Raw genomic sequence first — 26,941 nt, 5'->3', positions numbered from 1 at the left:
GAATCGCTTGAAAGGATTATCAATGCGATAGGCAAGGAAGTCTTTATTAACAGGATATTGCGAGTTTCTAAGCTAAGGAGGGTTGCGTGATTACCAACACCTACGGACTCAGAAACGACTGGTGCGAACGCCAAATGGAACGAGAAGCGTTTGTTAATTCTCAGGAAGAGAAAATATCAGTTGATGAGGTTATGGATAGCCTACCAGAAGAACTACTGTGCATGGATTTAGCAAGGAAGTTAAATCCTGTATTTGAAATTAGTCCCCAAGCACTGGATGCGGTTTTAGCCGGAATTAGAACAGCTATTCAGATCGGGATAGATAAAGAGGTTTTAGGATGAAGCCCGGTATCTATTACGACATTTCAAATGAGGACTATCACCATGGATTAGGGATCAGTAAATCTCAGTTGGATTTAATAAGCGAAATGCCAGCCGAATATATTTGGAGCAAGGAAGCTCCTGTTGATGAAGAAAAAATAAAGGCATTGGATTTCGGGACTGCTATCCATTGTCTTTTGTTAGAACCCGATGAATACAGTAAGCGATACAAGATAGGCCCTGATGTAAATCGTAGAACAAACGCAGGGAAGCAAGAGGAAAAGGAATTTCTCGAAATGTGTGAAAAGGAAGGTATCACACCTATTACTCATGACGATAACAGGAAGTTAATGCTCATGAGAAATAGTGCAATGGCGCACCCTATCGCAAGATGGTGCTTAGAAGCTAACGGAGTAGCTGAAAGTAGCATTTATTGGAATGATGAAGATACGGATATTCTTTGTCGTTGCAGGCCAGATAAACTCATTCAAGAGCACCACTGGATTATTGATGTAAAAAGCTCTGCCGATATTCAGCGATTCGATCGCTCCATGTACGAATATCGTTACCACGTACAGGACTCTTTTTATTCAGATGGATATAAATCATTAACAGGCGAAGCTCCTGTCTTTGTCTTTCTTGTTGTAAGCACGACTATCGACTGCGGTAGATACCCCGTTAGAGTTTTCAATTTAGACCAACAAGCAAAAGATATTGGTCGGACAACCTACAAACAAAATTTAAGAACGTATGCAGAATGCCTAAAAACGGACGAATGGGCAGGCATACGCACATTATCACTGCCCTACTGGGCTAAGGAATTAAGGGATGAGTAACCCACCATTAGCTCAAGCTGACTTGCAAAAAACACAAGGTACAAAGGTAAAAGAAAAAACCAAAGATCAGTTGTTGGTTGAGTGTATCAATAAACCAAGTATGAAAGCTCAGCTAGCAGCCGCCCTTCCTCGTCATATGACGCCGGATAGAATGATCCGAATAGTGTCAACGGAAATCAGAAAAACACCAGAATTAGCCAACTGTGATATGCAAAGTTTTATCGGAGCTGTTGTGCAGTGTTCACAATTGGGATTGGAGCCGGGTAACGCACTTGGTCATGCATACCTGCTCCCGTTTGGAAATGGAAAATCCAAGTCAGGACAATCAAATGTGCAGTTAATTATTGGTTATCGAGGAATGATTGATCTAGCCCGTCGCTCAAATCAAATAATCAGCATTTCAGCCAGAACGGTAAGGCAAGGCGATAGTTTCCACTTTGAGTATGGACTGAATGAAAACTTAACGCACGTGCCGGGTGAAAATGAGGACTCACCAATTACACACGTTTACGCTGTCGCAAGGCTGAAAGATGGCGGTGTCCAGTTTGAAGTTATGACGCATAACCAAATTGAGAAAGTCAGAGCATCAAGTAAGGCTGGTCAAAATGGGCCTTGGGTCTCTCACTGGGAAGAAATGGCGAAGAAAACCGTTATCCGTCGCTTATTTAAATATCTGCCAGTCTCTATCGAAATGCAGAAAGCGGTCATTTTAGACGAAAAAGCAGAGGCTAATGTAGACCAAGAGAATGCAACTATTTTTGAAGGAGAATATGAGGAGGTAGGTACTGATGGCAAGTAAAGGCGTGAATAAATGTATTCTCATCGGTCACTTGGGGCAAGACCCTGAAATCCGCTATATGCCATCAGGTGGCGCAGTAGCAAACCTCACACTAGCTACATCGGAATCGTGGCGTGATAAGCAGACTGGTGAGATGAAGGAGAAAACCGAGTGACATCGAGTATGCATCTTCGGAAAATTAGCGGAAATTGCAGGTGAATATCTGAGAAAAGGAAGTCAGGTTTTTATAGAGGGTCAATTACAAACGCGTAAATGGACAGACCAAAGCGGACAAGACCGATACACAACGGAAGTGGTAGTTAATGTCGGTGGAACAATGCAGATGCTAGGCGGTAACGGTGGTAATCAGGCAGGAAGCCAGAAGACACAGCAGAATCAAGGATGGGGTCAACCACAGCAACCGCAAGCACAAAAACAAGCATCGAGTAATCAAACACCACAAAGTGAACCTCCTCAAGATTGGGATGATCAAATACCCTTCTAATCCCTACCCGTTTAACCAAAGGATATAGCCATGAACTTAGTAATACGCAATTTAAGCACAAATGAAAAGGTGACACTAACTATAGCTATTTCAGAAGAAGATTTTAATAAATTATCCGAGAGAGAACAGGACGATTTAATAGAAAACGTAACGGCTGATTATTACGAAAATAAAGCAGCGGAAGAAATAGAGCGTAAATTTAAATAGCTCAGGGAATATTTGCAAGGATGCAAACAGGAGATAGATATGACTATTACATTAACAACGAAGCAAATAATGGCTATGGCTGATTTTGTCGGCTTAAAAGTAGAACCTCACGGATTAGATATTAATGATGAGACTGAATACACCATCGAGCCACGTAAAGATAAAGAAACCGGTCGTGTGCATGTATTTTACTGTACTGAATATCCAGAAGAAGGCGCCATTCAGCTGGACTAATTAACTCGCAGGGATGCAATAAGAGGAATGAACATGAGTAAGCAGATGGTTTTAGTTGCAAGGACAAACAAGGTTGGCTCTGACTCTGAATGTAGGCTGGGCATTACTGAGGACGAATGGGATAAATTAACCGAAGAAGAGCAATCAGGATATATCAATACTGCAATTGATAATCTTGTTGATTGGTATGTGAAGACAGAAGATTAAGGTGGAGTGATGAAAGTTGAACAATCTCAAGTGACTAAATTAGTGATAACGGGTGTAGAACGTCACGACCCTATTCATGTTTACCTTGAGGACTACGGCGATAATAAAAACGGCCGTGTCACAATTAGCGAATGGGGTGATTCATGGTCTTGCTTTTGGGGCTCGATGGGTAGCTCACTAATTGAGTTTATTCATAGGATTAACAATCACTACTGGATAGGCAAATTAGATTCTAATTTAATCTCTGAGATAGATGATGATAACGATGCAAATGCTAAATACGCTAAAAAGCAAGTTATCAAACTACGCAAAGATGATGAAATAGATAAATACGAAGCAAGGGAATATTGGGATTTAATCGAATTATCAGATGATGTTAAAGATGATTGTTGCAATAGTTTTTTAGGCGGTAAGTTGCTTAGCTTGTTTGGTGATAATGCTTGGTATAACGACTGGCCTTCTATTCCCAACCCTCAATATCTAAGAATGGAATCACGATTAAATGCCGTTAGTGAAGCATTAAAACAAATGAATGTGAGTTAAGGAGGCATTTTGACAGTGGATTAGTCACATGGATGTGAGTATGATTCCTATATTTATAATGGTATCCACAATGATTGAACTATCTTCAAAGTTTAAAAATATTATTTTTTGGGCATTAACAGCTTCAATAGCTTTAATTGTTTTTGGTATTTTTGTTATTGATATATTTGCCAATGACGCGCAAGGTAAAGATAAGTTGAGCATAATTTTTTCTTTTCTATCTGCTTTTTTCGCTCTTCTATCTTCACTGGGTATACTCATAACAATCGGGGTTTATTTTTCTCAAAAAAATGATGATAAAAGAAAACAAAAAGAGATAGATGAAAAATTAATTTATTTTATTAGGGAAAAGGTTAGTGATTTTAATTTTAAAATAAAAAGAGTCTTAACATTTCTTGAGAATGATGATAAATATTATGGAATAGGAGTTAGTGGAAATAAAATTATATACAAAGACCCATTAGAGGATGAGTACAATATTACTAACACCATAAACCTTAAGCTTAAAAATAATGATTTTTTGGATAGAAATAATATACATGCGAGTTTATATTTATTTATATTTATCTTAGACATTGACTCATTAAGTGAGAATTTCATTAATAAAACATATAGCTATGTTATGTATTCACATGCGCATTCACTAGACATCCCTGATGAACATTTTAGCTGTAAAGATAAAAATGAATTGATAGATTTCCTAAAAGAAACAGAAAGGGAAATAACATCTAGACTAAATGAACTTTATTATTAATTACCCACCCTGCTAGTGCAGGGTTTTTTATACCTAAAATTCAGAGTAACAATTCATGCAAATAATCGGATATGTATTACACATGTTAATACAGGGTTCTGCTGTGCCTGTTACGGAAGATATTTATACGCAATCGGAATGCAATAAACGTGCTGAATATTTAATGTCAGTGAGGAATGTTAAAGTTGTTTGTGGAGAGGTATGGAATGAAAGATAAATATTATGCTGGCTTGGAAAATTACAAAGATTGTATTGAGATTGAACCTACAACAAAAGATTGTTTTATTTTAAATACTCCATCTTGGAATATGGATGTGACAAAACAAGACTTAATTGACATCAGAAATACTATTAATGAAATACTAGGAGATGATAATGAATAAATACACCGAACTATCTGATTTCGAGATTAATTTATTAGTAGCTCAATCTGTTTTACCTGAAACGCAATACGATGTAATTAAACAAACAATGGATATTATCCAATTCCTTGTTGATGGCTCGTTTGGTTATCGCTTTTTCGACCCATGCAATAACCCATCAGACGCAATGCCGATTATTATTGAAAATAAAATAGGGTTATCACCAATGTACCATTCTAATAAATGGACAGCTGACTGCCTTGATTATGACTTCATGTCAGTAAATAAAAACCCATACCGTGGCGCTATGGAAGTTTTTTTAATGATGAAGGATACGGAGAATAATCAATGAAACGAATTACATTATCAGAATGGAATAATAAATATTTCGCTAACCCTAGAAGTCAACGGCAATTATCTCGCTATATAAAGGAAGGTAGGTTATACCCTGCTCCAGAAAAGGTTGGTAGAGAATATGAGTTAGAGCCGTGGACAATTCTAACAAATGACAAAATGGTAAGGGAACCGCAATATTTAATGGAGAAAATTAATGGGCAGAAGCAGAAGTGCAAAGAACAAGGGTTTACCGCCTAACTTGTATTTGCGTAAAGGGATTTACTATTACAGGGATGTAAGAACTAAAAAGGAATTTTCTGTTGGCTCAAACAAATCATTAGCAATAACCGAAGCCATACAAGCCAATTTGGCTATTTATAAACCTAAAGAGTCATTAGTTGACAGAATTAATAATGTTCACTGTGTAACATTGCATGAGTGGCTTGATACTTATAGGGGGAAGGTAAACAGCCGGGGGTTAAAAGAGAAGACGCTCTACGATTACGAATCAAGAATAAAGTTAATCAAATTACACTTTAATGACTGTCCAATTGAGAATGTAACACCAAGAGATGTAGCCACATTTATTTCAGAGTACCCTAAAAAGGCAATGGCAAAATTACTAAGGTCCACTATGCTAGATGCTTTTAATGAAGCCATTGCGGATGGTGTGATAAAGGAAAATCCCGTTTCCGTGACAAAGCCGCCAAAAACAAGCGTTCAGCGCTCAAGGTTATCGCTAGAAGAGTTTAAATACGCCTTGGAGCACACAAATGACAAATATAGGCATATGTTTCTACTAGCGGTCCTTACAGCTCAGCGCATTAGCGATATTATCAATATGAAGTGGGATGATATAAAAAATGATAGGCTGTATGTCACCCAAATAAAAACAGGTTCTAAAGTAGCAATACCACTCTCATTAAGACTTGAGTCTATTGGTTATTCTATTAAAGATGTTTTAAATCTCATGAATAGGAGCTCAGATAAAATCTGTGGCAATACCACAGCAAAAACATTAAGAGGTAAGTTTATCGAAGCCCTACCTGAGTATTTAGAGAATAAACCAACATTTCATGAAATTAGAAGTTTATCTGCAAGATTATATGAAGAAGAAAAAAGTGCTGAGTTTGCAAAGAAAATACTTGGCCACAAATCTATGAGAATGACAGATAAATACCTTGATGATAGAGGTAATGGCTACGTTGAATTGTGAGTTAATAGTGAGTGATTGTGAGTATCGATATGTATGACATTGATTTATAATACAAAAAAACGAACACCACTATAATCCAATAAGCAGGTTTCATAAATACCCTAGCGAAAGAGAGCGCAGAGATATTTATCAAGATAGGGATAAAAAAACGGGAAGTAGACAACACTCCCCGTTTTATCGTCTTATTTAACCATCTCTTTATAGAGGATTAAATATCTATATGATATTTATTTTAATACTTTATAGATTATGGTGTTATTTGCCGTCACTTGGCCGGATGCAATATCACTCACTTTATCAAAGTCATCGATATTACTGATGATAACCGGACTTATCATTGATTTAGCATTAGTGTTTAAATACTCAAGATCTAGCTCTAAGATAGGCTGGCCGAGTTTAACCTCTGTACCTTCTTCAACCAGACGTTTAAAGCCTTTTCCTCCTAATGCGACCGTATCAATCCCCATATGGACGATAATCTCAACACCGTTATCCGTTTCAATGCAAAATGCGTGGTTAGTATCAAAGATTTTTACTACCGTACCGGCAGCAGGTGCCATCACAATATTTGATGTGGGTTTAATAGCAAGACCATCTCCCACGACACCGCTTGAGAAAGCTTCATCAGGCACATCTTTTAATGCAACCACTTCACCATCAAATGGCGCGACCATTTCAAGAATGACTTTGGCATCATTATTAGTCTGTTTTTCTGATGTTTTTTCTGTCGATACCGCGTTATCTGTATGTCTACCAGCATAAGCGGCAACTGGGCCTTGTGCTAATACATCACGCATGGCACTTGCAACAATTTCAGCCCGTGTGCCCACAATCACTTGAACACTCTGTTTATTTAAGCGAATAACCCCTGAAGCACCTAGGTGTTTTGCGTAAGCATCGTTGACTACACTGGCATCTTTTACATTTAAACGTAAACGAGTAATACAAGCATCAATACCAGTTAAGTTATCTGAGCCACCAACTGCAGCGATATATTGACGTGCTTCTTGTTGCACTGCTTCTTTGCTATTAGTGGGGACGGCTTTGATATCTTCATCATAGCCGTCTGCGGTTTCATCCCCCGCCACTTCATCTTCACGACCCGGTGTTTTCAGGTTAAATTTAGTAATAGTGAAACGGAAAATACCATAGTAAATGAAGAAGAATGCGATACCTTGCACAATCAACATATACCATTTAACCGCCAGAGGGTTGCGTGAAGATAAGAACATATCCACAAGGCCCGCACTAAAGCCAAAGCCTGAAATCCACTCCATACTTGCGGCAATATAAACAGAAATCGCCATTAAGAATGCGTGAATAACATAAAGCACTGGAGCAACAAACATAAAGGAGAATTCAAGCGGTTCAGTGATCCCCGTAAAGAATGCCGCAAATGCCCCAGCCATCATGATACCGGCAACTTTTGCTTTATGCTCTTTGCGCGCACAATGATAAATAGCCAGTGCTGCCCCTGGTAAACCAAACATCATAACTGGGAAGAAACCTGCTTGATAACGTCCTGTCACACCGACCGTTGCCAAGCCCGCATCAATCGCTTGCTGACCAGCAAGGAAGTTAGGAATATCATTAATACCCGCCACATCAAACCAGAACACAGAGTTCAGCGCATGGTGTAAACCAACAGGAATTAATAGGCGGTTAAAGAAAGCATAAATACCGGCGCCCAAAGCCCCCATATCTTTAATGCTTTCACCAAAGCTCACTAAGCCGCCGTAAATTACCGGCCAGATATACATTAGAATAAAGGCGACGATAATCATCAAGAATGACGTGAGGATCGGCACTAAGCGACGACCACTAAAAAATGATAATGCACGAGGTAATTCGACACTGCTAAAGCGGTTATACAGCTCAGCTGAAAGTACCCCAACCAGAATACCGACAAACTGGTTGTTTATTTTACCAAAAGCCACAGGCACTTCTGCAAGTGGTAGACCTTTGATCATCGATACCGCAGCAGGTGAACAAAGTGTAGTCACCACTAAAAAGCCGACAAAGCCAGTTAAGGCCGCCGCCCCGTCTTTGTCTTTTGACATACCATAAGCAACACCTATCGCAAACAATACTGACATATTATCGATAATGGCAGCACCTGATTTGATCAGTAAAGCAGCTAGCGCATTATCGTTTCCCCAGCCTACCGGATCAATCCAGTAGCCTATTCCCATCAGAATTGCAGCAGCAGGCAATGTCGCAACGGGCACCATCAATGCCCGTCCTATCTTTTGCAGATAACTTAAAATATTCACACACTCCCCCTTGGATAACCCCTATTTGGGATCTTATTTATACTCATTTATATTTATTGATGAGTTAATTATTTAATTCCATTTTTAGTCTAAAAAAATTATTTTGTATCGCAAATTAATTAGTGCTAATTTGTGATTAAAGTCACCTATATAGGATATTTTTTAGCTTAAATGCTGGCTAAGTCAGAAAGCTTATTTTATGATTAAAAATATCTTTTGAAGGATTGATGTCTTCATTGACTAAAAATGAAAAGCAATTCGTGTTATAGATGAGTCACTGATAATCACGCATTGAAATAGTATGTAACTTGATTGTCAGATTTGTCTTTTTTCTATGAGGTTATTATGAGGTTAATCCCCCTATCCACGGCACAGCAAGTGGGAAAATGGTCGGCTAATTATATCGTTGAGAAAATCAACGCATTTGCGCCAAGCGCCGATCGTCCTTTTGTTCTTGGTTTACCTACTGGTGGTACGCCATTAGCAACGTACAAAGCGCTAATTGAACTACATCGTGCAGGTAAAGTAAGTTTCCAGCATGTTGTCACCTTCAATATGGACGAATATGTTGGCATTCCAGCAGATCACCCACAAAGTTATCGTACTTTTATGTATGAGAACTTTTTTAATCATATTGATATTAAAGATGAAAATATCAATTTATTAAACGGTAATGCAACAGATCCACAAGCAGAATGTGCACGTTATGAGGCGAAAATAAAGTCTTATGGCAAAATCAATCTGTTTATGGGAGGTGTTGGTAATGATGGTCATATCGCTTTTAATGAACCCGCCTCATCACTCGCTTCTCGTACACGGATGAAAACACTGACTGAAGATACTCGTCTCGCTAATTCACGATTCTTCGACAACGATATCAATAAAGTGCCTAAATATGCGCTAACTGTCGGTGTAGGGACATTATTAGATGCAGAAGAGTTAATGATTTTAGCGACTGGCATCAATAAGGCTCAAGCAGTACAGGTGGCAACAGAAGGTGCTGTTAACCATCTATGGACTATCTCTTGCGTACAATTACACCCTAAAGCAATTTTAGTCTGTGATGATCCGGCGACAATGGAACTGCGTGTGAAAACACTGCGTTATTTTCAACAAATTGAAGCGCAAGAGCGCCAGCAATACCAAGATTAAGTTTAGTAAATTAAGTACCTACGATAAGTAGTGGAAAACTAAGCTCTCTTACTTATCAGCCAGAATTTGCTGGCTGATATCGGTTTTTTAGATTGACTTCCCTTATATTAGGAGACAAAGGTATGTTTGCCTTAACAAATGCTGTTATTTATACAGGTTATGACCGTTTAGAAGATCACGCCATTATTATTAACGGGTCACGTATTGAGCAGGTTTGCCCACAGGATCAACTACCAAAAGATATAGCCACTCGTGATATGCAAGGTGCGATTGTCTCCCCCGGTTTTATTGATTTACAAGTCAATGGCTGTGGCGGTGTACAATTTAATGACACCGCGGAAAATGTCACAGTAAAAACGCTAGAGATTATGCAAAAAGCCAATGAACGCTTAGGCTGTACTAGCTATTTACCAACATTAATTACCTGTTCTGATGAATTGATGAAAATAGGCATTGAAGCAACTCGCGCTTATATGCAAAAACACCAAAATAAAGTGTTGGGATTACATTTAGAAGGCCCTTATATCAATATCATTAAAAAAGGGACACATGATCCTCAATTTATTCGTCAACCAAGTGCACAGATGATTGACTATTTGTGTGATAACGCTGATGTCATCGCTAAAATTACACTCGCACCAGAAATGGTCGATGAAAAATATGTTCGTCAATTAATCACAGCAGGTATTGTTGTTTCTGCAGGCCACTCAAATGCCACCTATGAAGAAGCGCGTAAAGGCTTTCGTAACGGTATTTCATTGTCGACTCACCTTTATAATGCAATGCCTTATATTTCAGGTCGTGGCCCGGGTCTTGTAGGGGCAATTTATGATACCCCTGAGGTTTACGCAGGGATCATTGCCGATGGTTTACATGTTTCATGGGCAAATATCCGTAACAGTAAGCGCTTAAAAGGTGAAAAACTGTTATTAGTGACAGATGCGACAGCTCCTGCGGGGCTTGATCCAAATAAAAATGAGATGGATAGCTTCGTTTTTGCTGGAAAAACGATATATTATCGCAATGGGCTGTGTGTGGATGCGGACGGTACATTAAGTGGTTCATCACTCACGATGATTGACGCTATTAAAAATAGTGTACTTCATGTTGGTATTCCATTAGATGAAACGTTGCGTATGGCAACACTTTACCCTGCCCGTGCGATTGGTGCAGATAACGAACTCGGTACAATTGAAGCAGGTAAAATAGCAAATATTGCTTCTTTTGATAAGGACTTCAACCTTTGCACAACATTTGTCAATGGTATTGAAATAACAGATAACTAATGGATGTAAATGCTGATGAGTCACAACAACACTGAAACGCAAATTGGCAATATCGATCTTGTTAAGCAACTTAACAGTGCGATTGTATATCGGCTCATTGATCAACACGGGCCGATTTCTCGTATTCAAATCGCCGAGCAGAGCCAACTCGCCCCTGCCAGTGTCACTAAAATTACTCGTCAGCTTCTTGAACGTGGCTTGATTAAAGAAGTTGATCAACAGGCTTCAACCGGAGGTCGTCGCGCAATATCCATTGTTGTGGAACATCGCCGTTTTAATACCGTCAGCGTCCGATTAGGACGCAATGATGCCACTGTTGCTCTTTATGATCTCAGTGGTAAAGCCTTAGTAGAGCAACACTACCCTTTAGAACAAAGCACCCAACAAGAAGTTGAAACCTTGCTTATTAATGCTATTGATGATTTTATTAAACAAAATCAACGTCGTATTAATGAGCTTATTTCAATTTCAATTATCTTGCCCGGGTTAGTTGATCCTAATAAAGGCATTGTCCACTATATGCCTCATATGAAGGTAAATAACTGGGCACTCGTTGATAGCTTAGAAAAACACTTTGACCTGCCTTGCTATGCGGGCCATGATATTCGGAGTCTCGCCTTAGCAGAAAACTATTTTGGTGCCACCAGAGATTGTGAAGATTCTATCTTGGTTCGTATTCATCGTGGCGCAGGGGCTGGTGTTATTATCAACAACAAAATTTTGCTCAACCAGCGTGGTAATCTTGGTGAAATTGGTCATATCCAAATAGATCCATTAGGAGAGCGTTGCCACTGTGGTAACTTTGGTTGTTTAGAGACTATTGCGTCCAATAGCGCAATAGAAGCTAAAGTCCGCTACCAACTTGAACAAGGCTATCCCAGCCAGCATTTATCTGCAACACAATGCCAAATTCAAGATATATGCGATGCCGCGGTAAAAAACGATCCCCTCGCTGTTGAAACCATTAAACAAGTGGGTCTTCATCTAGGTAAAGCCATCGCCATTGCAATTAACCTATTTAACCCACAAAAAGTGGTTCTGGCAGGAGAAGTGACCGAAGCGGCTGAAATATTACTACCGTCGATCCAAAGTTGCATTAATACCCAAGTATTAAAAGAGTTTAGAGAAGCGCTTCCTGTTGTTATCTCCGAACTTGATCATCGCTCAGCCATTGGGGCATTTGCACTTACCAAGCGAGCAATGCTTAATGGAGAGTTACTACAATATTTATTCGACAAATAATCTTTTTGTTACAATAAAACGGATTTTTAAATGAAGGCTGTTATTTATCTCAATTAAGATTAATTTTAGGATAAATTTCAACCAGTCATCTTTGTTTAAAAAACAACGTGCAGCTAAAATAACTGTGCGTTGTTTTATTATGTCACCACCACACCGCAATATCCCCTTCCCTGTGCTATCAAATTATCACCTATTAGGCTGTTTTTTCTTTTTATTCAGACAATCTGTTGTTATTTACTTAGTAAGATTTTTCATCAATAAGGTTGTTTTTTGGATCTTTTTTCGACAAAATGATTAACCAGCGAGCAAACGAACACTTTTCTCGAAAATTAATGCAAAAAGCAGTTGACGGATTTGTCTGTAATACGCATAATGCGCCCCGCAACGCCGACGAAGGTTATGCAAAAAAAAGATGGCTATGTAGCTCAGCTGGTTAGAGCACAACACTCATAATGTTGGGGTCACAGGTTCGAATCCCGTCATAGCCACCATCTTTTTTGCGGGAGTGGCGAAATTGGTAGACGCACCAGATTTAGGTTCTGGCGCCGCAAGGTGTGCGAGTTCAAGTCTCGCCTCCCGCACCATTTTAACCGTCGTCAATTTATCAGGTGGGGTATCGCCAAGCGGTAAGGCACCAGGTTTTGATCCTGGCATACCCTGGTTCGAATCCAGGTACCCCAGCCATTTTCCTGATAGATAATATGCGTGTTGACAATTGAATTAGCGGATGGGGTATCGCCAAGCGGTAAGGCACCAGGTTTTGATCCTGGCATTCCCAGGTTCGAATCCTGGTACCCCAGCCATATTTCTGCTAAATTCAATAAATAGTGAGAAATTATCTCCTATTGGCTATGTAGCTCAGCTGGTTAGAGCACAACACTCATAATGTTGGGGTCACAGGTTCGAATCCCGTCATAGCCACCATTTTGGGGTATCGCCAAGCGGTAAGGCACCAGGTTTTGATCCTGGCATGCCCTGGTTCGAATCCAGGTACCCCAGCCATATTCTGAAAGAGAGACTCGTTAAACGAGTCTTTTTTTCTCAAAGGTTGTTGCGGGAGTGGCGAAATTGGTAGACGCACCAGATTTAGGTTCTGGCGCCGCAAGGTGTGCGAGTTCAAGTCTCGCCTCCCGCACCATTGATTGATAGTGTCAAACACTAATTAAAATCAACAAACAAGACTCGCTATGGCGGGTCTTTTTTGTTTTTAGCCTTAAATATCCCCTCTCTCTCACCCTTTATCAACACGCTGACGCCTTGTCTATTTTCTCATTAATTACTCTCATAGTTATCATTGTTTGCTCGATAATCTACATAGACTCATCGTAACGCTATTTTTTGATCAAGCTGTACATACATTCACGCTAATACTATACTCCCCCATAGTATAATTAAGGATTATGTATGCCACACTCACCAGCAGAAAAAAAAGCCGCGTTAACCCGTGTAAGAAAAATCAAAGGGCAAATTTTGGCATTAGAAACCGCCCTTGAAAACGAAAATGAATGCGGCCAAGTTTTACAGCAAATTGCTGCCATTCGGGGTGCTATCAATGGCCTGATGGCGGGCGTACTCGAAAGTCATTTACGTGAAGGTCTAATGGATGCCGTCGCTTCTCCTGAAGATCAAAAAAACTCCGTTGATGATGCAATCTCACTAATACGCACTTACCTGCGCTAATAACAACAAGGATATCATTATGAAATCTCGTGCTGCGGTCGCCTTTGGACCAGGAGAGCCTTTAAAAATTGTTGAAGTTGATGTGATGCCACCTCAAGCAGGTGAGGTATTGATTAAAATTAGTCACACTGGCGTATGCCATACTGATGCCTTTACCCTTTCAGGTGATGATCCTGAGGGTGTTTTCCCAGCCATTTTAGGTCATGAAGGCGCGGGGGTGGTGGTTGAAGTAGGTGAAGGCGTCACCAGTGTCAAACCGGGTGATCACGTGATCCCTCTCTATACAGCAGAATGTGGCGAATGCCTATTTTGTAAATCAGGCAAAACGAATCTCTGTGTAGCAGTAAGAGCAACCCAAGGTAAAGGCTTAATGCCTGATGGCACAACGCGCTTTTCCTATAATGGACAACCTATTTATCACTATATGGGTTGCTCTACCTTTAGTGAGTATACGGTAGTAGCTGAAGTATCACTCGCTAAAATCAATCCACAAGCCAACCATGAAGAAGTCTGCTTACTTGGTTGTGGCGTGACAACAGGTATTGGTGCTGTACATAATACGGCAAAAGTACAACAAGGTGACTCGGTGGCTGTATTTGGTTTAGGTGGCATTGGTCTTGCTGTACTGCAAGGCGCTAGACAAGCCAAAGCAGGCCGTATTTTTGCGATTGATACTAATCCTGAAAAATTTGCATTAGCACGCCAATTTGGTGCCACAGACTGTTTAAATCCCAATGATTATGACAAACCTATTCAAGAAGTACTGGTTGAAATGACTCAGTGGGGCGTTGATCATACTTTTGAGTGTATTGGTAACGTCAATGTGATGAGAGCCGCTCTAGAGAGTGCTCACCGTGGTTGGGGGCAATCTATCATTATTGGTGTTGCGGGGGCAGGACAAGAGATCTCAACACGCCCTTTCCAACTCGTCACAGGTCGTTCATGGAAAGGGACTGCATTTGGCGGAGTAAAAGGTCGTAGCCAACTACCCAATATGGTTGAAGATGCAATGAATGGGAAAATCGAACTCAAACCTTTTGTGACCCACACTTTACCTCTTGAAAAAATAAATGAAGCCTTTGATTTAATGCATGAAGGTAAATCAATTAGAACTGTTATTCATTTCGATTAATCACTCTCAGGCCTATTATCAAATAGGTCTGACTTTGTTGTTAAGGAGTCAAAATGAACAACATTGAACGCCATGCCTGTTTTGGCGGTTGGCAAGAGGTTTATCAACACACCTCTACCACCCTCAATTGTGAGATGAAATTTGCTATCTATCTCCCGCCTATGGAAGATGGGCAAAAATATCCGGTTTTATATTGGTTATCAGGATTAACCTGTAATGAACAAAACTTCATTACTAAAGCTGGAGCACAGCAATATGCTGCGCAACACGGTGTTATTTTAGTGGTACCTGATACTAGCCCTCGTGGTGAAAATGTGGCTGATGATAGTGCTTATGATTTAGGACAAGGTGCTAGTTTTTATCTGAATGCCACACAAGCACCTTGGAATAGTCATTATAAAATGTATGACTACATTGTTAATGAACTCCCTAAATTGATTGAGACACATTTTCCTGCCAATGAGCAACGTGCTATTAGTGGACATTCAATGGGGGGACATGGCGCATTGATGATTGGTTTGCGTAATTTGTCTCGCTATTGCAGTATTTCAGCGTTTTCACCCATTGTTGCACCAACCCAAGTCCCTTGGGGACAAAAAGCCTTTAGCGCTTATTTAGGCGACGATATGGCACAATGGCAACAATATGACACGATTGAATTACTGAATAAAACACAACAGACAGTGCCCATACGAGTGGATGTCGGTCTTGATGATCCTTTTTACCAACAGCAACTACAGCCAGAACGTTTAGCACAAGTGTGTGATAAAAAACAGTTTGCGTGCTGTTTAAATTTACATCAAGGCTACGACCACAGTTACTATTTTGTCGCGAGTTTTATCGGTGAACATATAGCCTTTCATGCTAAGCACTTAAAGGCTTAAACCTAATGCGATGATCGATGAAGACAATTCAGATCATCGCATTGCTCATCATTTAATCCCTAAAGCATAACGTAGCGCGGCTTCTTTCGCTTTTCCTGCATGCTGCGCAGCTAATAATCCGATATTTCTGGCTAATTTTAAGCCTGGTAATTGATGGCTAAAAGCGTGGTAAAAGAGATCCATTCCTGCCTGCATCAGCATATTATCAGGCATACGACGGCGCTGATATTTTTTTAACAATGCCATTGAATGCCAAGGTTCAAAATGCTGTTTCGCTTGCGCCACTAAATTAAGCAAGCAATCCACATCACGATAACCGAGGTTAACCCCCTGTCCTGCTAATGGATTAATAGTATGTGCCGCATCCCCCACTAAAATCACACCATTATCAACATAACGACTAGCATGCTGACGAGTTAATAGGAAAGAGCCTGCTGCAATAGGTGTCACTTTGCCTAAGCGTTCAGGGAAAGCATGTTCGATTTCTTTTTCTAACTGTGCCATTGACATCGTTTGTAGCTTTCTAATTCTCTGCGGAGAATCATACCAAACTAAGCAAGCCCAATTATCAAACAGAGGCAAATAAGCCCGTGGCCCTGAAGGGTAAAAGCGTTGCCATGTACCCTTTTCTGGTGGTAATTGCGTTTTCACGGTGATTAACATACAGGATTGACGATACTGCCAACCATTACTGCCAATCCCCGCCATTTGACGCACTTGCGAATTAGCCCCATCGGCCCCTACAACTAACTGAGTGGTGATTTTCTGACCATCAGCAAGCGTGACTTGCCATTTATTATCTAAGTATTTCATGTTACTTAGACTATTTGGGCATAATAAAGTGATATTGCTATAACGTTCTGCTTCTTGCCACAATGCCAATTGCAAAATGCGATTTTCAACCATATAACCTAATTCAGGTAAACCAAGACTTTTGGCATCAAAAATAACATGGGCATTATCTTCTTCCCATGTTTCGAGGGTTAGGTATGGCGCACTGCGCATCGCTAAAACATGTTGCCATGCACCTAGCTGTTTTAATAAACTAACGGACGCGCAGCTGATCGCAGAAATACGAATATCAGGATGAGATGAGGCATCAAAAGGTGCTGGAGATTGCCGTTCTACCATTGCAACACGCAACCCTTCTTGCGCCAGCCCAATGGCAACGGCTGCGCCAATCATGCCACCACCGGCAATGACTGCATCAAAATCGTTTTTTACATTTCTCATCATTGTTATGCCATAACTCATTGCTTTAAAAATAATAGGTAAGCGCTATATCAGTTTATTAGAAATAAGCAAAACTGAACGCCAGAAAGAATTAGCGCCGACTGACTCTAGTCACTGACCACACAAATGACTACAATAACCGCCTTATTGGCTTATTACACGCAACGTTTTTCAGTGATTAGCTATTATCTCACTGTAAATACCGGATTTATACAATGTCGACGATAAAAAAACTGTACATTAAAACTTGGGGCTGCCAGATGAATGAGTACGATTCATCTAAAATGGCAGACCTACTCGAAAGCACCCACGGTTATCAGTTAACCGATGTCGCCGAAGATGCGGACATTCTACTGCTAAATACCTGTTCTATCCGTGAGAAAGCACAAGAAAAAGTCTTTCATCAGTTAGGACGTTGGAAAAATTTTAAAGATAATAAACCTGATATTATCATCGGCGTTGGTGGTTGTGTTGCCTCTCAAGAAGGTGAATACATTCGTCAACGTGCGCAGTGTGTCGATATTATCTTCGGACCACAAACCTTACACCGCTTACCAGAAATGATTAATCAGGTAAAAGGCACCAAAAGCCCAGTGGTCGATATCAGTTTCCCTGAAATTGAAAAATTTGACCGTCTACCTGAACCTCGTGCTGAAGGCCCTTCTGCATTTGTTTCTATCATGGAAGGCTGTAATAAATACTGCTCATTTTGTGTAGTGCCTTATACGCGTGGTGAAGAAGTCAGCCGCCCTTGTGATGATATTCTATTTGAAATCGCACAACTGGCCGCTCAAGGGGTACGCGAAGTTAATCTATTAGGTCAAAACGTCAATGCTTATCGTGGTGAAACCTTTGACGGGCAAATCTGTAGCTTTGCAGAATTACTGCGCCTAGTGGCAGCGATTGATGGTATTGATCGTATTCGTTTTACTACCAGCCACCCTATTGAGTTTACTGACGATATTATTGCGGTTTATGAAGATACCCCTGAATTGGTTAGCTTCTTACACTTACCAGTACAAAGCGGATCAGATCGTATTTTAACCTTAATGAAGCGTAATCATACAGCTCTTGAATATAAGAGCATTATTCGTAAATTACGCAAAGCACGCCCTGATATTCTGATAAGCTCAGACTTTATCATTGGTTTCCCAGGTGAAACGCAAGATGATTTCGAAAAAACCATGAAATTAATTGCGGATGTAAACTTTGATATGAGCTTTAGCTTTATCTATTCAGCCCGTCCAGGAACCCCTGCGGCTGATTTACCTGATGATGTGAGTGAAGAAGAGAAGAAACAGCGTTTATATCTGTTACAACAGCGCATTAATCAGCAAGCAATGAACTACAGCCGTGCCATGCTTAACAGCGTACAACGTATTCTTGTAGAAGGCCCTTCACGTAAAAATGTGATGGAACTTTCAGGTCGTACCGAAAATAACCGCGTGGTTAACTTCGAAGGTACACCGGATATGATTGGTAAATTCGTTGATGTCGAAATTGTTGACGTTTACGCTAACTCATTGCGTGGTAAAGTGGTCAGAACGGAAGATCAAATGGATTTACGTATCCATGAATCACCAGAATCCGTTATTGCCCGTACTCGTAAAGAAGATGAATTAGGTGTAGGTGTTTACCAACCTTAATTGATCAGACTTAACAAAAGGATACTCAGTGACAGTAATAGCCCATACACAGGTAGCGACCCAAGAGATTTTCTTAGAGCCCGCAGATAATGACCGTTTAATGAGTTTATGTGGCCCATTTGACGACAATATTAAGCAACTTGAACGCCGTTTAGGTATCGAGATCAATCACCGTGATAACCGTTTTAAACTAACGGGTAAATCACTGAATGTGAATGCAGCTGCAGGAATTTTGCGACATCTGTATGTGGAAACCTCACCCATTAAAGGTGTGATACCCGACATCGACCCTGAGCAAATTCACCTTGCCATCAAAGAGAGCCGAGTGCTTGAGCAAAGTGATGAGCATGTGCCTGAATTTGGGAAATCGACCAATATTCGCACTAAACGCGGCGTGATAAAACCACGTACGCCTAACCAAGCGCAATATATTGCCAATATCCAAACTCACGATATTACTTTTGGTATCGGGCCTGCAGGTACAGGGAAAACCTATCTGGCTGTTGCTGCCGCTGTCGATGCCCTTGAGCGTCAAGAAGTACGCCGTATTTTACTGACTCGCCCTGCGGTAGAGGCGGGTGAAAAGCTCGGTTTTTTACCCGGCGATTTAAGCCAAAAAGTCGATCCGTATTTACGACCACTTTATGATGCGTTATTCGAGATGTTAGGTTTTGAAAAAGTTGAGAAACTGATAGAGCGTAATGTGATTGAAGTGGCCCCTTTAGCTTATATGCGAGGTCGTACACTCAATGACGCATTTATTATTCTCGATGAAAGTCAAAACACCACAATCGAACAGATGAAGATGTTTTTAACGCGTATCGGTTTTAACTCTAAAGCGGTCATCACAGGTGATATCACGCAAATCGACCTTCCTCGAGGCCATAAATCCGGATTGCGTCATGCCATAGAAGTGCTATCTAATGTCGATGATTTAAGCTTTAACTTCTTCCATAGTGAAGACGTGGTTCGCCATCCTGTGGTTGCTAAGATTGTTGTCGCATATGAAGCTTGGGAAGTTGAAGATCAAAAACGCCGCCAAGCAATTAAAGCAGAAAAAGAGAGACTGCAGAGAGAAAATCATGAGTGAAGTGATTCTTGATTTACAAGTTGCCACTGAAAATACACAAGGGCTTCCGAGTGAAGCCCAATTTATCACTTGGCTGGAAGCCGTACTACCGCAATTTCAGCCTATTAGTGAAGTGACTATCCGTATCGTTGATGAAGCGGAAAGCCATGAGTTAAACCTAACTTATCGTGGAAAAGATAGGCCAACTAATGTACTTTCTTTTCCTTTTGAAGCACCGCCTGAAGTGGAATTACCTTTACTGGGTGATTTAATTATCTGTCGTCAGGTCGTTGAAAAAGAAGCCGATGAGCAAAATAAAACTGTTGAAGAGCACTGGGCACACATGGTTATCCATGGTTGTCTGCACCTTTTAGGCTATGATCATATTGAAGATGATGAAGCTGAAGAAATGGAAGGTTTAGAGACAGAAATCTTACAAAAATTAGGTTATGAAGATCCCTATTTGATTGAAAAAGAGTAACAGTTCTCTTTATTTTATGATAAATACTATATCTAATAACCATTCAATGAGGAAAAATAGTTAAAACGCCATGAGCGACGACCAATCTTCGAGTAACGATAACCCTGGTCCTAAAAAGGGGTTTCTCACATTGCTTAATCAGTTATTCCACGGTGAACCTAAAAATCGTGATGATCTGATGGAGCTTATCCGCGATTCTGAACAGAAAGAATTAATCGATCCTGATACCCGTGATATGTTAGAGGGGGTAATGGATATCGCTGAACAGCGTGTACGGGATATTATGATCCCCCGCTCGCAAATCGTCACATTAAAACGCAATCAAACCCTTGATGAGTGCCTTGATGTGATTATTGATTCAGCGCACTCTCGCTTTCCTGTCATCAGTGAAGACAAAGATCATATTGAAGGCTTATTAATGGCAAAAGATTTATTGCCATTTATGCGTACTGGTGCTGAGCCATTTAGTATAGACAAAGTTTTACGTTCTGCTGTCGTTGTACCAGAAAGTAAACGCGTTGACCGCTTACTAAAAGAGTTCCGTTCGCAACGCTATCATATGGCTATTGTCATTGATGAATTTGGTGGTGTTTCTGGTTTGGTCACGATTGAAGATATTCTTGAACTTATCGTCGGCGAAATTGAAGATGAGTATGATGATGAGGATGATATTGATATTCGTCCATTAAGTCGCCATACCTACTCAGTGAGAGCATTAACCCAAATAGAAGATTTTAATGAGGCATTTGGTACTCACTTTAGTGATGAAGAAGTCGATACGATTGGTGGTTTAGTTATGCAAGCCTTCGGTCATCTTCCTGCTAGAGGTGAAACTATTACCATTGATAATTACCAATTTAAAGTTGTTATGGCAGATAGCCGTAAAATTATTCAGGTTTATGTGCACATTCCTGACGATGCGCCTGTACCTGAACTAGGTAATGATGTGTAGGATATTAATGAATAATTTCTCTTTATTAAACCGCCAGTGGGTTCGCACCCTACTGGCGGTTTTTTTCGGTGCCAGTGGCACACTCGCATTTTCTCCCTTTGATTTCTGGCCTGCAGCGTTAATTTCTTTATCAGGTTTGCTACTGATAATAACGCAACGAACCACACGACAAGGGGCATGGCTTGGTTTTGCCTGGGGATTTGGATTATTTGGTAGTGGTGTAAACTGGGTATATGTCAGCATTGCTGATTTTGGGGGAATGCCATTTGCTATCAATATTTTCTTAGTCATATTGTTAGCCCTTTACTTATCGCTTTATACCGCCCTATTTGCCGGATTATTAAACAAGTTCTTCCCTAAACCTACCGTTTGGCGTTTTGTCTTTGCGGCTCCCGCTGTATGGCAACTCACTGAATTTTTAAGAGGTTGGGTGTTATCAGGGTTTCCGTGGTTACAATTTGGTTATAGCCAAATTGATGGCCCATTAAAAGGTATTGCACCTATTTTTGGTGTCACCATGATAACCTTTTTGCTGACCATAATTAGTGGACTTATTGCTGTCGCTATCTATCGTAAATCACTATATAGTGCGGTGATCGGAGCAATATTATTACTCTTACCTATCAGCTTTAAATCTTATCAATGGTATCAACCTTTAACTGATGAAACACAAGAAATTGCCTTAGTTCAAGGCAATATCGCGCAATCATTAAAATGGCAACCCGGTACTTTAGAAAGTACGTTAAACACCTATCTCACCTTAAGTCGCCCTTTTATCGGTAAAGCAAACTTAATTATTTGGCCTGAGTCAGCTATCCCTGATGTTGAAATTCAGCAACAAGGCTTTTTAGCGCAATTGGATAAACAATTAAGAGCACAAGACACGCATCTAATGACAGGAATTATTGATGCGCGTCCCACCTTAGAAGGCTATCGTTTTTATAATAGTGTTATTACATTAGGTGAACACTATGCTTACCAATATCCGGCAACAGATCGCTATAACAAACATCATCTTGTGCCTTTTGGTGAGTATGTCCCTTTAGAGTCCTTATTGCGCCCATTAGCGCCATTTTTTAATTTACCTATGTCATCATTAAGCCAAGGTGAATACATACAACCTCAACTGACGGTAAATGATGCTAAAATAACCGCCGCCATCTGTTATGAAATTATTCTTGGAGAACAAGTTCGCGCTAACTTTAAGCCGGATACACGTTTCTTATTAACTATTTCAAATGATGCTTGGTTTGGTAATTCAATTGGTCCATGGCAACATTTTCAAATGGCTAGAATGCGTTCATTAGAGTTAGGACGCCCATTATTACGTTCAACTAATAACGGCATTACCGCCTTTATTGCTGCTAATGGTGATGTTATTGCCCAGCTTCCACAATTTGAAGCCGGTGCATTAGCTGAAAAAATGACACCCACGACAGGATCAACACCTTATTATAAAATGGGGAGTTATCCAGTGTGGATTTTAGCAGGGGTATTTTTAATTCTTGCTTTTATTAAGCGTCGTTCTTAATGTTAAATAAAGCCCTGCTCAATTAATCTTAAAACAATTAATTAAGTAAGGGCTTTTCTAATAAAAGGACTTTTCAATGATCCATTACCCTGAATATATTCTTGATATTATTTGGCAAAGAGCGAAAAAAATATCTGCCGATAATGAAACAAAAGGATTTCGTAAAGATAAAGAAACTAAATGGATCAAGCGCCAACTGTTTAATCAACAAAATGAATTTGGCTGGGTATTATCAAAACAACCTAGTTCGATTCATCAACTTATTGAAGATGAAACAATTGTGCCTTTACATTGGCAAACAGCGAGAGCCTATGAGCAAAAACAAGAAGCAAGCTCTAAACGTCTCAATATGATCCCACTTGACCCACCAGCACTATCGCGACTCATTCAATCACCAACAGATGTTTTACCTTATTGGCAACATGCCCATCAGATTTCCAGCGATAATGAAGAAAAAGGTTTTCGTAAAGATTATTACGGTCGTATTATCCAGAAAAATGCGTTTGGAGATAAACAACATCAATATGGTTGGACATTAGCTCAATTAACACCGGCCAATAAGAATAATCAAATCGTTATTCCTATTAATATTGTACCAATACATATTAATACCTCAAAACGCACTTACAATGAAAAGGAATTAATTGTTCAAGGTAGCCAAGAAGCAAAAATAAAACGCAGACGTAAAAAACTTGTCTATGAGATAATAGATTTTATTATCAGCCTACCTGGCATTATTTTTTCTTCATTTAAACTCTGATAAACAAGTTAAATTGAAGCCCACCATAACCTAAGTTTTAATCCCCAAGAGGATGTCCAGCCACTTGTAAAGTGCACCATTTCACCTTTATAGAGAATAACAAAAGAAGGTGTAGCACTTATCCCCCAACGTTGAGAAATAGCCCCTCTATCATCATTAATAACCGGAAAAACTAGTTGCTTGGAGTTAATGCCACGTATTATTTTGGCATCATCACCAGAGCGGATAACTACAGACGTAACATTATAACCCTGTTGTGCTAAATCATTTACCGTCGGTGTAGTTAACTTACAAATGCCACACCAACTCGCCCAAAAATAGATCAGTAATGGTTTCTCTTGGCTAAGGGCAATCAATGAGACTGGTTTATCATCAACTGTATAAAGCGTAGATAAATCAGTAAGTTCTGGTGGCGTTGGTTGACGCCACCAGTCCATAGCAAATGAAATAGCCACAAAAATAAGGGCGAGAATAATTAATTCTTTACCCCATTTTCGTAAACGATTTGCCATTATTTTTTCACTTTCGCCAGTTGTTCTTTCACAATAATTTCTAACTGATCATAATCAACAGCACCCGGTAAAATAGTATCACCAATTACCGTCGCTGGCGTACCTTGAATACCCAGTTTACGAGAAAGCTCTAAGTTATTTTGCAACGTTTTTAAGCTGTCATCAGTTAACTTAATTTTGCTAGTATTAGTGCTCTTCATTGCATCTTCAATACTTGCATTATCTAGCATCGTTTTCTTCTGCATCAAACGTTGATGAAGTGCTAAGAATGCTTTTGGATCTTCTTTCCAGACAGAAAGCACCGCCTGAGAGGCTTTAGCAGAGCTTTCACCTTTAAATGGTAATGGTTTAATGATAACCGCCACATCAGGGTATTGTTCGGTGATCTTTTCTAATAATGGGTCAAAGCGTTTGCAATACGGGCAGTTATAATCAGTGAACGACACTAACACTAACTTAGCATCTTTAGCGCCAATACGTGGACTTGCCGCATCGTTGTATAATGCATCATGTTCAGAGGCCAATGCTTGACGGAACTGTGCTTGTTGCTCATCTGCCTTCTTAGTTTGCAATGCCATGATAGCTTCTTCCAAAATCTCAGGATTACTCACTAAAGTATCACGAACTAATGCACGTACTTCTTTTTCTTGAGCTGCATTCAAGGCAGCGGCTTGAACATTTGCACCAAAAAGTAACGAAGAGATAACCAGTACAGAAAGTGTTTTTTTCATTATTGGGCTCCTTTAGCCTCTGAAAGAATAGTTAACATTAGATCTTTATTTAAAAGAGGCGGTAGGATCTCCCCCTCCTTGTTACATGGTCCATAAATCTGGTTAAACGGCACGGCGACTTGACCGCGCTGTTTTAAAAATTGGGTGATCTGTTCTGACGGTTTCGTCCAATCCCCTCTTAATGCGACAACATCAGGCTCTGAAAGTGCCTTTTGCACATCATCGCGTAATAATACATTGTATTTATTTGCTTTGCAGGTAACACACCAATCTGCGGTAACATCAATAAACACCCGTTTATTTTCAGCTAACGCTTGATGAATAGCCTCTTCTGAGAGTGGTTGCCAATTTACATGATCTTGCCCCGCCAAGGTCTGAGTATCAGGCTGAGCAATAAATAGATAGCTTGTACCACCCAAAATAAGGGTGATCACCATTGAAGCAAATAGCGTTTTTTTGCCGTAATGTTTAGCAATAGCAAAAAGCAAGATCAGGGCGATAGCCACAAAAATAGCCGCAACAATGCCAATACCAAAATGGGGGATCAATAAAGTGATCAGCCAAATACAAGATAGCAACATCATAAAGCCTAAAACAACTCTTAGGCGATTCATCCATTTACCGGGTTTTGGCAACACTTTGGCAATTGATGGAAACATAGCAACCATGATCCATGGTAAACTCATTCCAAGACCTAATGCGGTGAAAATTAACCATAACTCACTTAATGGTGCTATCAATGCATAAGCAACCGCAGTCCCCAAGAAAGGGGCTGAACACGGTGTAGCAAGCAATGTAGCAAAAGCCCCTTCCCAGAAATGTCGACTATAACCTTGGCCTCCTGCTGTCGCTATTTTGGTATTCATATTACTTGATAAACGTAATTCAAATAGGCCAAATAAATTAGCGGTAAAAATAGCCGTGATCAGCACCATAAAGCCGATAAACCAAGGGCTTTGAAACTGTATGCCCCAACCTATTGCTTCTTGACTGTAGCGTAATACGGTCATAAACAGCGCTAAGGCCCAAAATGACACTAAAATTCCCACAACAGAAACAGAAAACTGTTTACGAATAGCCCCTGTATCACGTTTTTCGATATGAAGAATTGAGCCCAATTTCATTGCCAAAACAGGCAACACACAAGGCATTAAATTAAGAATTAAGCCCCCTAACAGCGCAAAGGCTAAAATACTCCATAATCCTACCCCCGAGTCAGCAGTAGGCAGAGATGCGCTATCGCCTTGGCCTATAGTGTCATTGACTTGACGTGAATAGCCATCGTCAGTCACAACAAAGGAGAGTGCTTTTCCTGTAATGTCACCCGCAGCGTCTCCCCAATCATCGGTTACATCGACAGTAACAGATAAATGATCACCTTTTGCTGTTAACTGTGGAATGCCATATAGCATTCCTTGTGGTGGATCGAGATAAATATTAGGTTGATGCCAGTCACCTTGTTCTCGTTGTAATGAGAGGGTTAATTGACTATTTCGATAATCAGATGAAACAGCAGAAATTAATCCACTTGTCACAGGTACTTTGGCCATGGCTTGATTATATTGCCATTCAAAGTCAGCGGGAGCAGGCTCGTTTAAATCCAGATTTAATGAGTAATCAGTTAAAATACAGACATTACTACAGGTTGAAAGTGTTAATACCCCATTTAAGTTATCGCTATCGACAGATTTTAGTTCAATGGGGAAGACGACTTCTTTATCGTAACCTTGGGTATGAATACCTGCGACATCAAAAGCGGAAGGTGATGGCCAATGCCATATCATATCAGACACAGATTGCGTCCAATTAATTTCAGGTGCTACGCCACCTTCTCCGGGAGAGCGCCAATATGTTTTCCAGCCCGGCGCTAATTGCACCTCAAGCAATATTTTAACATCGCCTGTCGATGACTTGTCAGCCGTAGCCCTAACCTGAGCATGATCATTGTCTGGCATAGTTAGCCAACCTGTATCGGCGGCTAATGAAGATAATGAAAATAGCATCAACATCAATGCTATTAAAAAAGAACGAACCATAGCAACTCCCTAAAAAATCCTCTAACGCTACACATAAAACAAC

29 protein-coding genes, 7 tRNA genes and 1 pseudogene are annotated in these 26,941 nt (G+C 40.1%); 32 read left to right on the top strand and 5 right to left on the bottom strand.

Annotation, left to right across the window (positions count from 1 at the left end):
• Positions 1–86: 86 nt before the first annotated feature.
• The 13 genes and pseudogenes from PMI_RS02335 to PMI_RS02285 all read left to right on the top strand — a co-directional run bounded on the left by PMI_RS02335 (position 87) and on the right by PMI_RS02285 (position 6,298).
• Positions 87–341, top strand: a complete 255-nt coding sequence (locus PMI_RS02335; RefSeq protein ID WP_012367605.1) for a hypothetical protein — start codon at positions 87–89, stop codon at positions 339–341.
• Positions 338–1,156: a PD-(D/E)XK nuclease-like domain-containing protein gene (locus tag PMI_RS02330; protein ID WP_012367604.1), complete on the top strand. Its 819-nt coding sequence runs from the start codon at positions 338–340 to the stop codon at positions 1,154–1,156. Before PMI_RS02335 ends, PMI_RS02330 begins: the two co-directional genes overlap by 4 nt.
• Positions 1,149–1,955: a recombination protein RecT gene (recT, locus tag PMI_RS02325; RefSeq protein WP_012367603.1), complete on the top strand. Its 807-nt coding sequence runs from the start codon at positions 1,149–1,151 to the stop codon at positions 1,953–1,955. The genes PMI_RS02330 and recT overlap by 8 nt, the downstream gene beginning before the upstream one ends.
• A pseudogene (locus PMI_RS02320) lies at positions 1,945–2,439 on the top strand (single-stranded DNA-binding protein). Before recT ends, PMI_RS02320 begins: the two are co-directional and overlap by 11 nt.
• Before the next feature lie 30 nt (positions 2,440–2,469).
• Positions 2,470–2,646 carry a hypothetical protein gene (locus PMI_RS19390; RefSeq protein WP_012367602.1) on the top strand — a complete coding sequence of 59 codons (177 nt, stop codon included), beginning with the start codon at positions 2,470–2,472 and terminating at the stop codon, positions 2,644–2,646.
• A gap of 39 nt (positions 2,647–2,685) precedes the next feature.
• Complete coding sequence (locus PMI_RS02315; RefSeq protein WP_012367601.1) at positions 2,686–2,880, top strand: hypothetical protein; 195 nt, start codon at positions 2,686–2,688, stop codon at positions 2,878–2,880.
• Positions 2,881–2,913: 33 nt separating this feature from the next.
• Complete coding sequence (locus PMI_RS02310; RefSeq protein WP_223310088.1) at positions 2,914–3,087, top strand: DUF7167 family protein; 174 nt, start codon at positions 2,914–2,916, stop codon at positions 3,085–3,087.
• Positions 3,088–3,096: 9 nt separating this feature from the next.
• Positions 3,097–3,630 carry a phiTE_072 family protein gene (locus PMI_RS02305; protein WP_036908297.1) on the top strand — a complete coding sequence of 178 codons (534 nt, stop codon included), beginning with the start codon at positions 3,097–3,099 and terminating at the stop codon, positions 3,628–3,630.
• A gap of 28 nt (positions 3,631–3,658) precedes the next feature.
• On the top strand, positions 3,659–4,384 hold the full coding sequence (locus tag PMI_RS02300) for a phage holin family protein (protein WP_012367598.1): 726 nt from the start codon (positions 3,659–3,661) through the stop codon (positions 4,382–4,384).
• Positions 4,385–4,590: 206 nt separating this feature from the next.
• Positions 4,591–4,767 (top strand): hypothetical protein, encoded by a 177-nt coding sequence (locus tag PMI_RS19385; protein ID WP_012367596.1) that lies wholly within the window; start codon positions 4,591–4,593, stop codon positions 4,765–4,767.
• On the top strand, positions 4,760–5,098 hold the full coding sequence (locus tag PMI_RS02295; protein WP_004247455.1) for a phage protein NinX family protein: 339 nt from the start codon (positions 4,760–4,762) through the stop codon (positions 5,096–5,098). The genes PMI_RS19385 and PMI_RS02295 overlap by 8 nt, the downstream gene beginning before the upstream one ends.
• A complete protein-coding gene (locus PMI_RS02290; protein ID WP_012367595.1) occupies positions 5,095–5,340 on the top strand; it encodes an excisionase in 246 nt (81 codons plus the stop codon). Before PMI_RS02295 ends, PMI_RS02290 begins: the two co-directional genes overlap by 4 nt.
• Positions 5,297–6,298: a tyrosine-type recombinase/integrase gene (locus tag PMI_RS02285; RefSeq protein ID WP_012367594.1), complete on the top strand. Its 1,002-nt coding sequence runs from the start codon at positions 5,297–5,299 to the stop codon at positions 6,296–6,298. The genes PMI_RS02290 and PMI_RS02285 overlap by 44 nt, the downstream gene beginning before the upstream one ends.
• Before the next feature lie 227 nt (positions 6,299–6,525).
• Here the strand turns inward: PMI_RS02285 and nagE are convergent, their stop codons facing one another.
• Positions 6,526–8,529, bottom strand: a complete 2,004-nt coding sequence (nagE, locus tag PMI_RS02280) for an N-acetylglucosamine-specific PTS transporter subunit IIBC (RefSeq protein ID WP_004252221.1) — start codon at positions 8,527–8,529, stop codon at positions 6,526–6,528.
• A gap of 387 nt (positions 8,530–8,916) precedes the next feature.
• Between nagE and nagB the strand changes: the two genes are divergently transcribed.
• From nagB to fghA, 13 genes are all read left to right on the top strand, one after another.
• Positions 8,917–9,723 carry a glucosamine-6-phosphate deaminase gene (nagB, locus tag PMI_RS02275; protein ID WP_004247451.1) on the top strand — a complete coding sequence of 269 codons (807 nt, stop codon included), beginning with the start codon at positions 8,917–8,919 and terminating at the stop codon, positions 9,721–9,723.
• Positions 9,724–9,845: 122 nt separating this feature from the next.
• Entirely contained in the window at positions 9,846–11,009 is a 1,164-nt protein-coding gene (nagA, locus tag PMI_RS02270) for an N-acetylglucosamine-6-phosphate deacetylase (RefSeq protein ID WP_004246019.1), read from the top strand.
• A 9-nt stretch (positions 11,010–11,018) separates the two neighbouring features.
• The gene (nagC, locus tag PMI_RS02265; RefSeq protein ID WP_012367593.1) at positions 11,019–12,251 is read left to right on the top strand and encodes a DNA-binding transcriptional regulator NagC; all 1,233 of its coding nucleotides are present in this window, start codon (positions 11,019–11,021) and stop codon (positions 12,249–12,251) included.
• A gap of 414 nt (positions 12,252–12,665) precedes the next feature.
• Positions 12,666–12,742 (top strand) — tRNA-Met (locus PMI_RS02260).
• Between the two features lie 8 nt (positions 12,743–12,750).
• Positions 12,751–12,835 (top strand) — tRNA-Leu (locus PMI_RS02255).
• 25 nt (positions 12,836–12,860) lie between these two features.
• Positions 12,861–12,935, top strand: a tRNA-Gln gene (locus PMI_RS02250).
• A 44-nt stretch (positions 12,936–12,979) separates the two neighbouring features.
• Positions 12,980–13,054, top strand: a tRNA-Gln gene (locus PMI_RS02245).
• Between the two features lie 44 nt (positions 13,055–13,098).
• Positions 13,099–13,175: transfer RNA gene (locus PMI_RS02240), tRNA-Met, on the top strand.
• 3 nt (positions 13,176–13,178) lie between these two features.
• Positions 13,179–13,253: transfer RNA gene (locus tag PMI_RS02235), tRNA-Gln, on the top strand.
• Between the two features lie 51 nt (positions 13,254–13,304).
• Positions 13,305–13,389, top strand: a tRNA-Leu gene (locus tag PMI_RS02230).
• 266 nt (positions 13,390–13,655) lie between these two features.
• The gene (frmR, locus tag PMI_RS02225) at positions 13,656–13,931 is read left to right on the top strand and encodes a formaldehyde-responsive transcriptional repressor FrmR (RefSeq protein WP_004246023.1); all 276 of its coding nucleotides are present in this window, start codon (positions 13,656–13,658) and stop codon (positions 13,929–13,931) included.
• A 19-nt stretch (positions 13,932–13,950) separates the two neighbouring features.
• A complete protein-coding gene (locus tag PMI_RS02220) occupies positions 13,951–15,063 on the top strand; it encodes an S-(hydroxymethyl)glutathione dehydrogenase/class III alcohol dehydrogenase (RefSeq protein ID WP_012367592.1) in 1,113 nt (370 codons plus the stop codon).
• A gap of 53 nt (positions 15,064–15,116) precedes the next feature.
• Positions 15,117–15,947 (top strand): S-formylglutathione hydrolase, encoded by an 831-nt coding sequence (gene fghA, locus PMI_RS02215; protein WP_004252226.1) that lies wholly within the window; start codon positions 15,117–15,119, stop codon positions 15,945–15,947.
• 48 nt (positions 15,948–15,995) lie between these two features.
• Here the strand turns inward: fghA and ubiF are convergent, their stop codons facing one another.
• Positions 15,996–17,183 carry a 3-demethoxyubiquinol 3-hydroxylase gene (ubiF, locus tag PMI_RS02210; RefSeq protein ID WP_086935844.1) on the bottom strand — a complete coding sequence of 396 codons (1,188 nt, stop codon included), beginning with the start codon at positions 17,181–17,183 and terminating at the stop codon, positions 15,996–15,998.
• 212 nt (positions 17,184–17,395) lie between these two features.
• Between ubiF and miaB the strand changes: the two genes are divergently transcribed.
• From miaB to PMI_RS02180, 6 genes are all read left to right on the top strand, one after another.
• Entirely contained in the window at positions 17,396–18,826 is a 1,431-nt protein-coding gene (gene miaB / locus PMI_RS02205; protein ID WP_004246028.1) for a tRNA (N6-isopentenyl adenosine(37)-C2)-methylthiotransferase MiaB, read from the top strand.
• Between the two features lie 28 nt (positions 18,827–18,854).
• Positions 18,855–19,916 (top strand): PhoH family protein, encoded by a 1,062-nt coding sequence (locus PMI_RS02200; RefSeq protein ID WP_004246031.1) that lies wholly within the window; start codon positions 18,855–18,857, stop codon positions 19,914–19,916.
• The gene (ybeY, locus tag PMI_RS02195; RefSeq protein ID WP_004246032.1) at positions 19,909–20,376 is read left to right on the top strand and encodes an rRNA maturation RNase YbeY; all 468 of its coding nucleotides are present in this window, start codon (positions 19,909–19,911) and stop codon (positions 20,374–20,376) included. The genes PMI_RS02200 and ybeY overlap by 8 nt, the downstream gene beginning before the upstream one ends.
• A gap of 70 nt (positions 20,377–20,446) precedes the next feature.
• Entirely contained in the window at positions 20,447–21,328 is an 882-nt protein-coding gene (gene corC, locus PMI_RS02190) for a CNNM family magnesium/cobalt transport protein CorC (protein WP_004246033.1), read from the top strand.
• A 7-nt stretch (positions 21,329–21,335) separates the two neighbouring features.
• Positions 21,336–22,859 carry an apolipoprotein N-acyltransferase gene (gene lnt, locus PMI_RS02185; RefSeq protein ID WP_012367590.1) on the top strand — a complete coding sequence of 508 codons (1,524 nt, stop codon included), beginning with the start codon at positions 21,336–21,338 and terminating at the stop codon, positions 22,857–22,859.
• Between the two features lie 76 nt (positions 22,860–22,935).
• The gene (locus PMI_RS02180) at positions 22,936–23,619 is read left to right on the top strand and encodes a hypothetical protein (protein ID WP_012367589.1); all 684 of its coding nucleotides are present in this window, start codon (positions 22,936–22,938) and stop codon (positions 23,617–23,619) included.
• 8 nt (positions 23,620–23,627) lie between these two features.
• Here the strand turns inward: PMI_RS02180 and PMI_RS02175 are convergent, their stop codons facing one another.
• The 3 genes from PMI_RS02175 to PMI_RS02165 are packed head-to-tail and all read right to left on the bottom strand — an operon-like array spanning position 23,628 to position 26,898.
• Positions 23,628–24,131, bottom strand: coding sequence for a protein disulfide oxidoreductase (locus PMI_RS02175; RefSeq protein WP_004252236.1), 504 nt, complete (start codon positions 24,129–24,131; stop codon positions 23,628–23,630).
• Positions 24,131–24,862, bottom strand: a complete 732-nt coding sequence (locus PMI_RS02170; protein ID WP_004247442.1) for a DsbA family protein — start codon at positions 24,860–24,862, stop codon at positions 24,131–24,133. Before PMI_RS02170 ends, PMI_RS02175 begins: the two co-directional genes overlap by 1 nt.
• The gene (locus tag PMI_RS02165; RefSeq protein ID WP_012367588.1) at positions 24,862–26,898 is read right to left on the bottom strand and encodes a protein-disulfide reductase DsbD family protein; all 2,037 of its coding nucleotides are present in this window, start codon (positions 26,896–26,898) and stop codon (positions 24,862–24,864) included. Before PMI_RS02165 ends, PMI_RS02170 begins: the two co-directional genes overlap by 1 nt.
• Between the last annotated feature and the right edge of the window lie 43 nt (positions 26,899–26,941).

The organism is Proteus mirabilis HI4320, assembly GCF_000069965.1.
GTDB lineage: Bacteria > Pseudomonadota > Gammaproteobacteria > Enterobacterales > Enterobacteriaceae > Proteus > Proteus mirabilis.
The sequence above is the reverse complement of the archived record's forward strand: the minus strand, read 5'-3'. Positions and strand labels throughout refer to the sequence as shown.

Excerpts from the sequence above, each read along its gene's own strand:
- nagA (WP_004246019.1), top strand. The coding sequence starts at position 9,846 with ATGTTTGCCTTAACAAATGCTGTTATTTATACAGGTTATGACCGTTTA.
- frmR (WP_004246023.1), top strand. The coding sequence starts at position 13,656 with ATGCCACACTCACCAGCAGAAAAAAAAGCCGCGTTAACCCGTGTAAGA.
- PMI_RS02330 (WP_012367604.1), top strand. The coding sequence starts at position 338 with ATGAAGCCCGGTATCTATTACGACATTTCAAATGAGGACTATCACCAT.
- lnt (WP_012367590.1), top strand. The coding sequence starts at position 21,336 with ATGAATAATTTCTCTTTATTAAACCGCCAGTGGGTTCGCACCCTACTG.
- PMI_RS02290 (WP_012367595.1), top strand. The coding sequence starts at position 5,095 with ATGAAACGAATTACATTATCAGAATGGAATAATAAATATTTCGCTAAC.
- PMI_RS02300 (WP_012367598.1), top strand. The coding sequence starts at position 3,659 with ATGGATGTGAGTATGATTCCTATATTTATAATGGTATCCACAATGATT.
- PMI_RS02295 (WP_004247455.1), top strand. The coding sequence starts at position 4,760 with ATGAATAAATACACCGAACTATCTGATTTCGAGATTAATTTATTAGTA.
- nagC (WP_012367593.1), top strand. The coding sequence starts at position 11,019 with ATGCTGATGAGTCACAACAACACTGAAACGCAAATTGGCAATATCGAT.
- ubiF (WP_086935844.1), bottom strand. The coding sequence starts at position 17,183 with ATGATGAGAAATGTAAAAAACGATTTTGATGCAGTCATTGCCGGTGGT.
- miaB (WP_004246028.1), top strand. The coding sequence starts at position 17,396 with ATGTCGACGATAAAAAAACTGTACATTAAAACTTGGGGCTGCCAGATG.
- PMI_RS02175 (WP_004252236.1), bottom strand. The coding sequence starts at position 24,131 with ATGGCAAATCGTTTACGAAAATGGGGTAAAGAATTAATTATTCTCGCC.
- corC (WP_004246033.1), top strand. The coding sequence starts at position 20,447 with ATGAGCGACGACCAATCTTCGAGTAACGATAACCCTGGTCCTAAAAAG.
- PMI_RS19385 (WP_012367596.1), top strand. The coding sequence starts at position 4,591 with ATGAAAGATAAATATTATGCTGGCTTGGAAAATTACAAAGATTGTATT.
- fghA (WP_004252226.1), top strand. The coding sequence starts at position 15,117 with ATGAACAACATTGAACGCCATGCCTGTTTTGGCGGTTGGCAAGAGGTT.
- PMI_RS02180 (WP_012367589.1), top strand. The coding sequence starts at position 22,936 with ATGATCCATTACCCTGAATATATTCTTGATATTATTTGGCAAAGAGCG.
- PMI_RS02165 (WP_012367588.1), bottom strand. The coding sequence starts at position 26,898 with ATGGTTCGTTCTTTTTTAATAGCATTGATGTTGATGCTATTTTCATTA.
- PMI_RS19390 (WP_012367602.1), top strand. The coding sequence starts at position 2,470 with ATGAACTTAGTAATACGCAATTTAAGCACAAATGAAAAGGTGACACTA.
- PMI_RS02220 (WP_012367592.1), top strand. The coding sequence starts at position 13,951 with ATGAAATCTCGTGCTGCGGTCGCCTTTGGACCAGGAGAGCCTTTAAAA.
- PMI_RS02315 (WP_012367601.1), top strand. The coding sequence starts at position 2,686 with ATGACTATTACATTAACAACGAAGCAAATAATGGCTATGGCTGATTTT.
- PMI_RS02310 (WP_223310088.1), top strand. The coding sequence starts at position 2,914 with ATGAGTAAGCAGATGGTTTTAGTTGCAAGGACAAACAAGGTTGGCTCT.
- nagE (WP_004252221.1), bottom strand. The coding sequence starts at position 8,529 with ATGGTGCCCGTTGCGACATTGCCTGCTGCTGCAATTCTGATGGGAATA.
- nagB (WP_004247451.1), top strand. The coding sequence starts at position 8,917 with ATGAGGTTAATCCCCCTATCCACGGCACAGCAAGTGGGAAAATGGTCG.
- PMI_RS02285 (WP_012367594.1), top strand. The coding sequence starts at position 5,297 with ATGGGCAGAAGCAGAAGTGCAAAGAACAAGGGTTTACCGCCTAACTTG.
- ybeY (WP_004246032.1), top strand. The coding sequence starts at position 19,909 with ATGAGTGAAGTGATTCTTGATTTACAAGTTGCCACTGAAAATACACAA.
- PMI_RS02305 (WP_036908297.1), top strand. The coding sequence starts at position 3,097 with ATGAAAGTTGAACAATCTCAAGTGACTAAATTAGTGATAACGGGTGTA.
- PMI_RS02170 (WP_004247442.1), bottom strand. The coding sequence starts at position 24,862 with ATGAAAAAAACACTTTCTGTACTGGTTATCTCTTCGTTACTTTTTGGT.
- recT (WP_012367603.1), top strand. The coding sequence starts at position 1,149 with ATGAGTAACCCACCATTAGCTCAAGCTGACTTGCAAAAAACACAAGGT.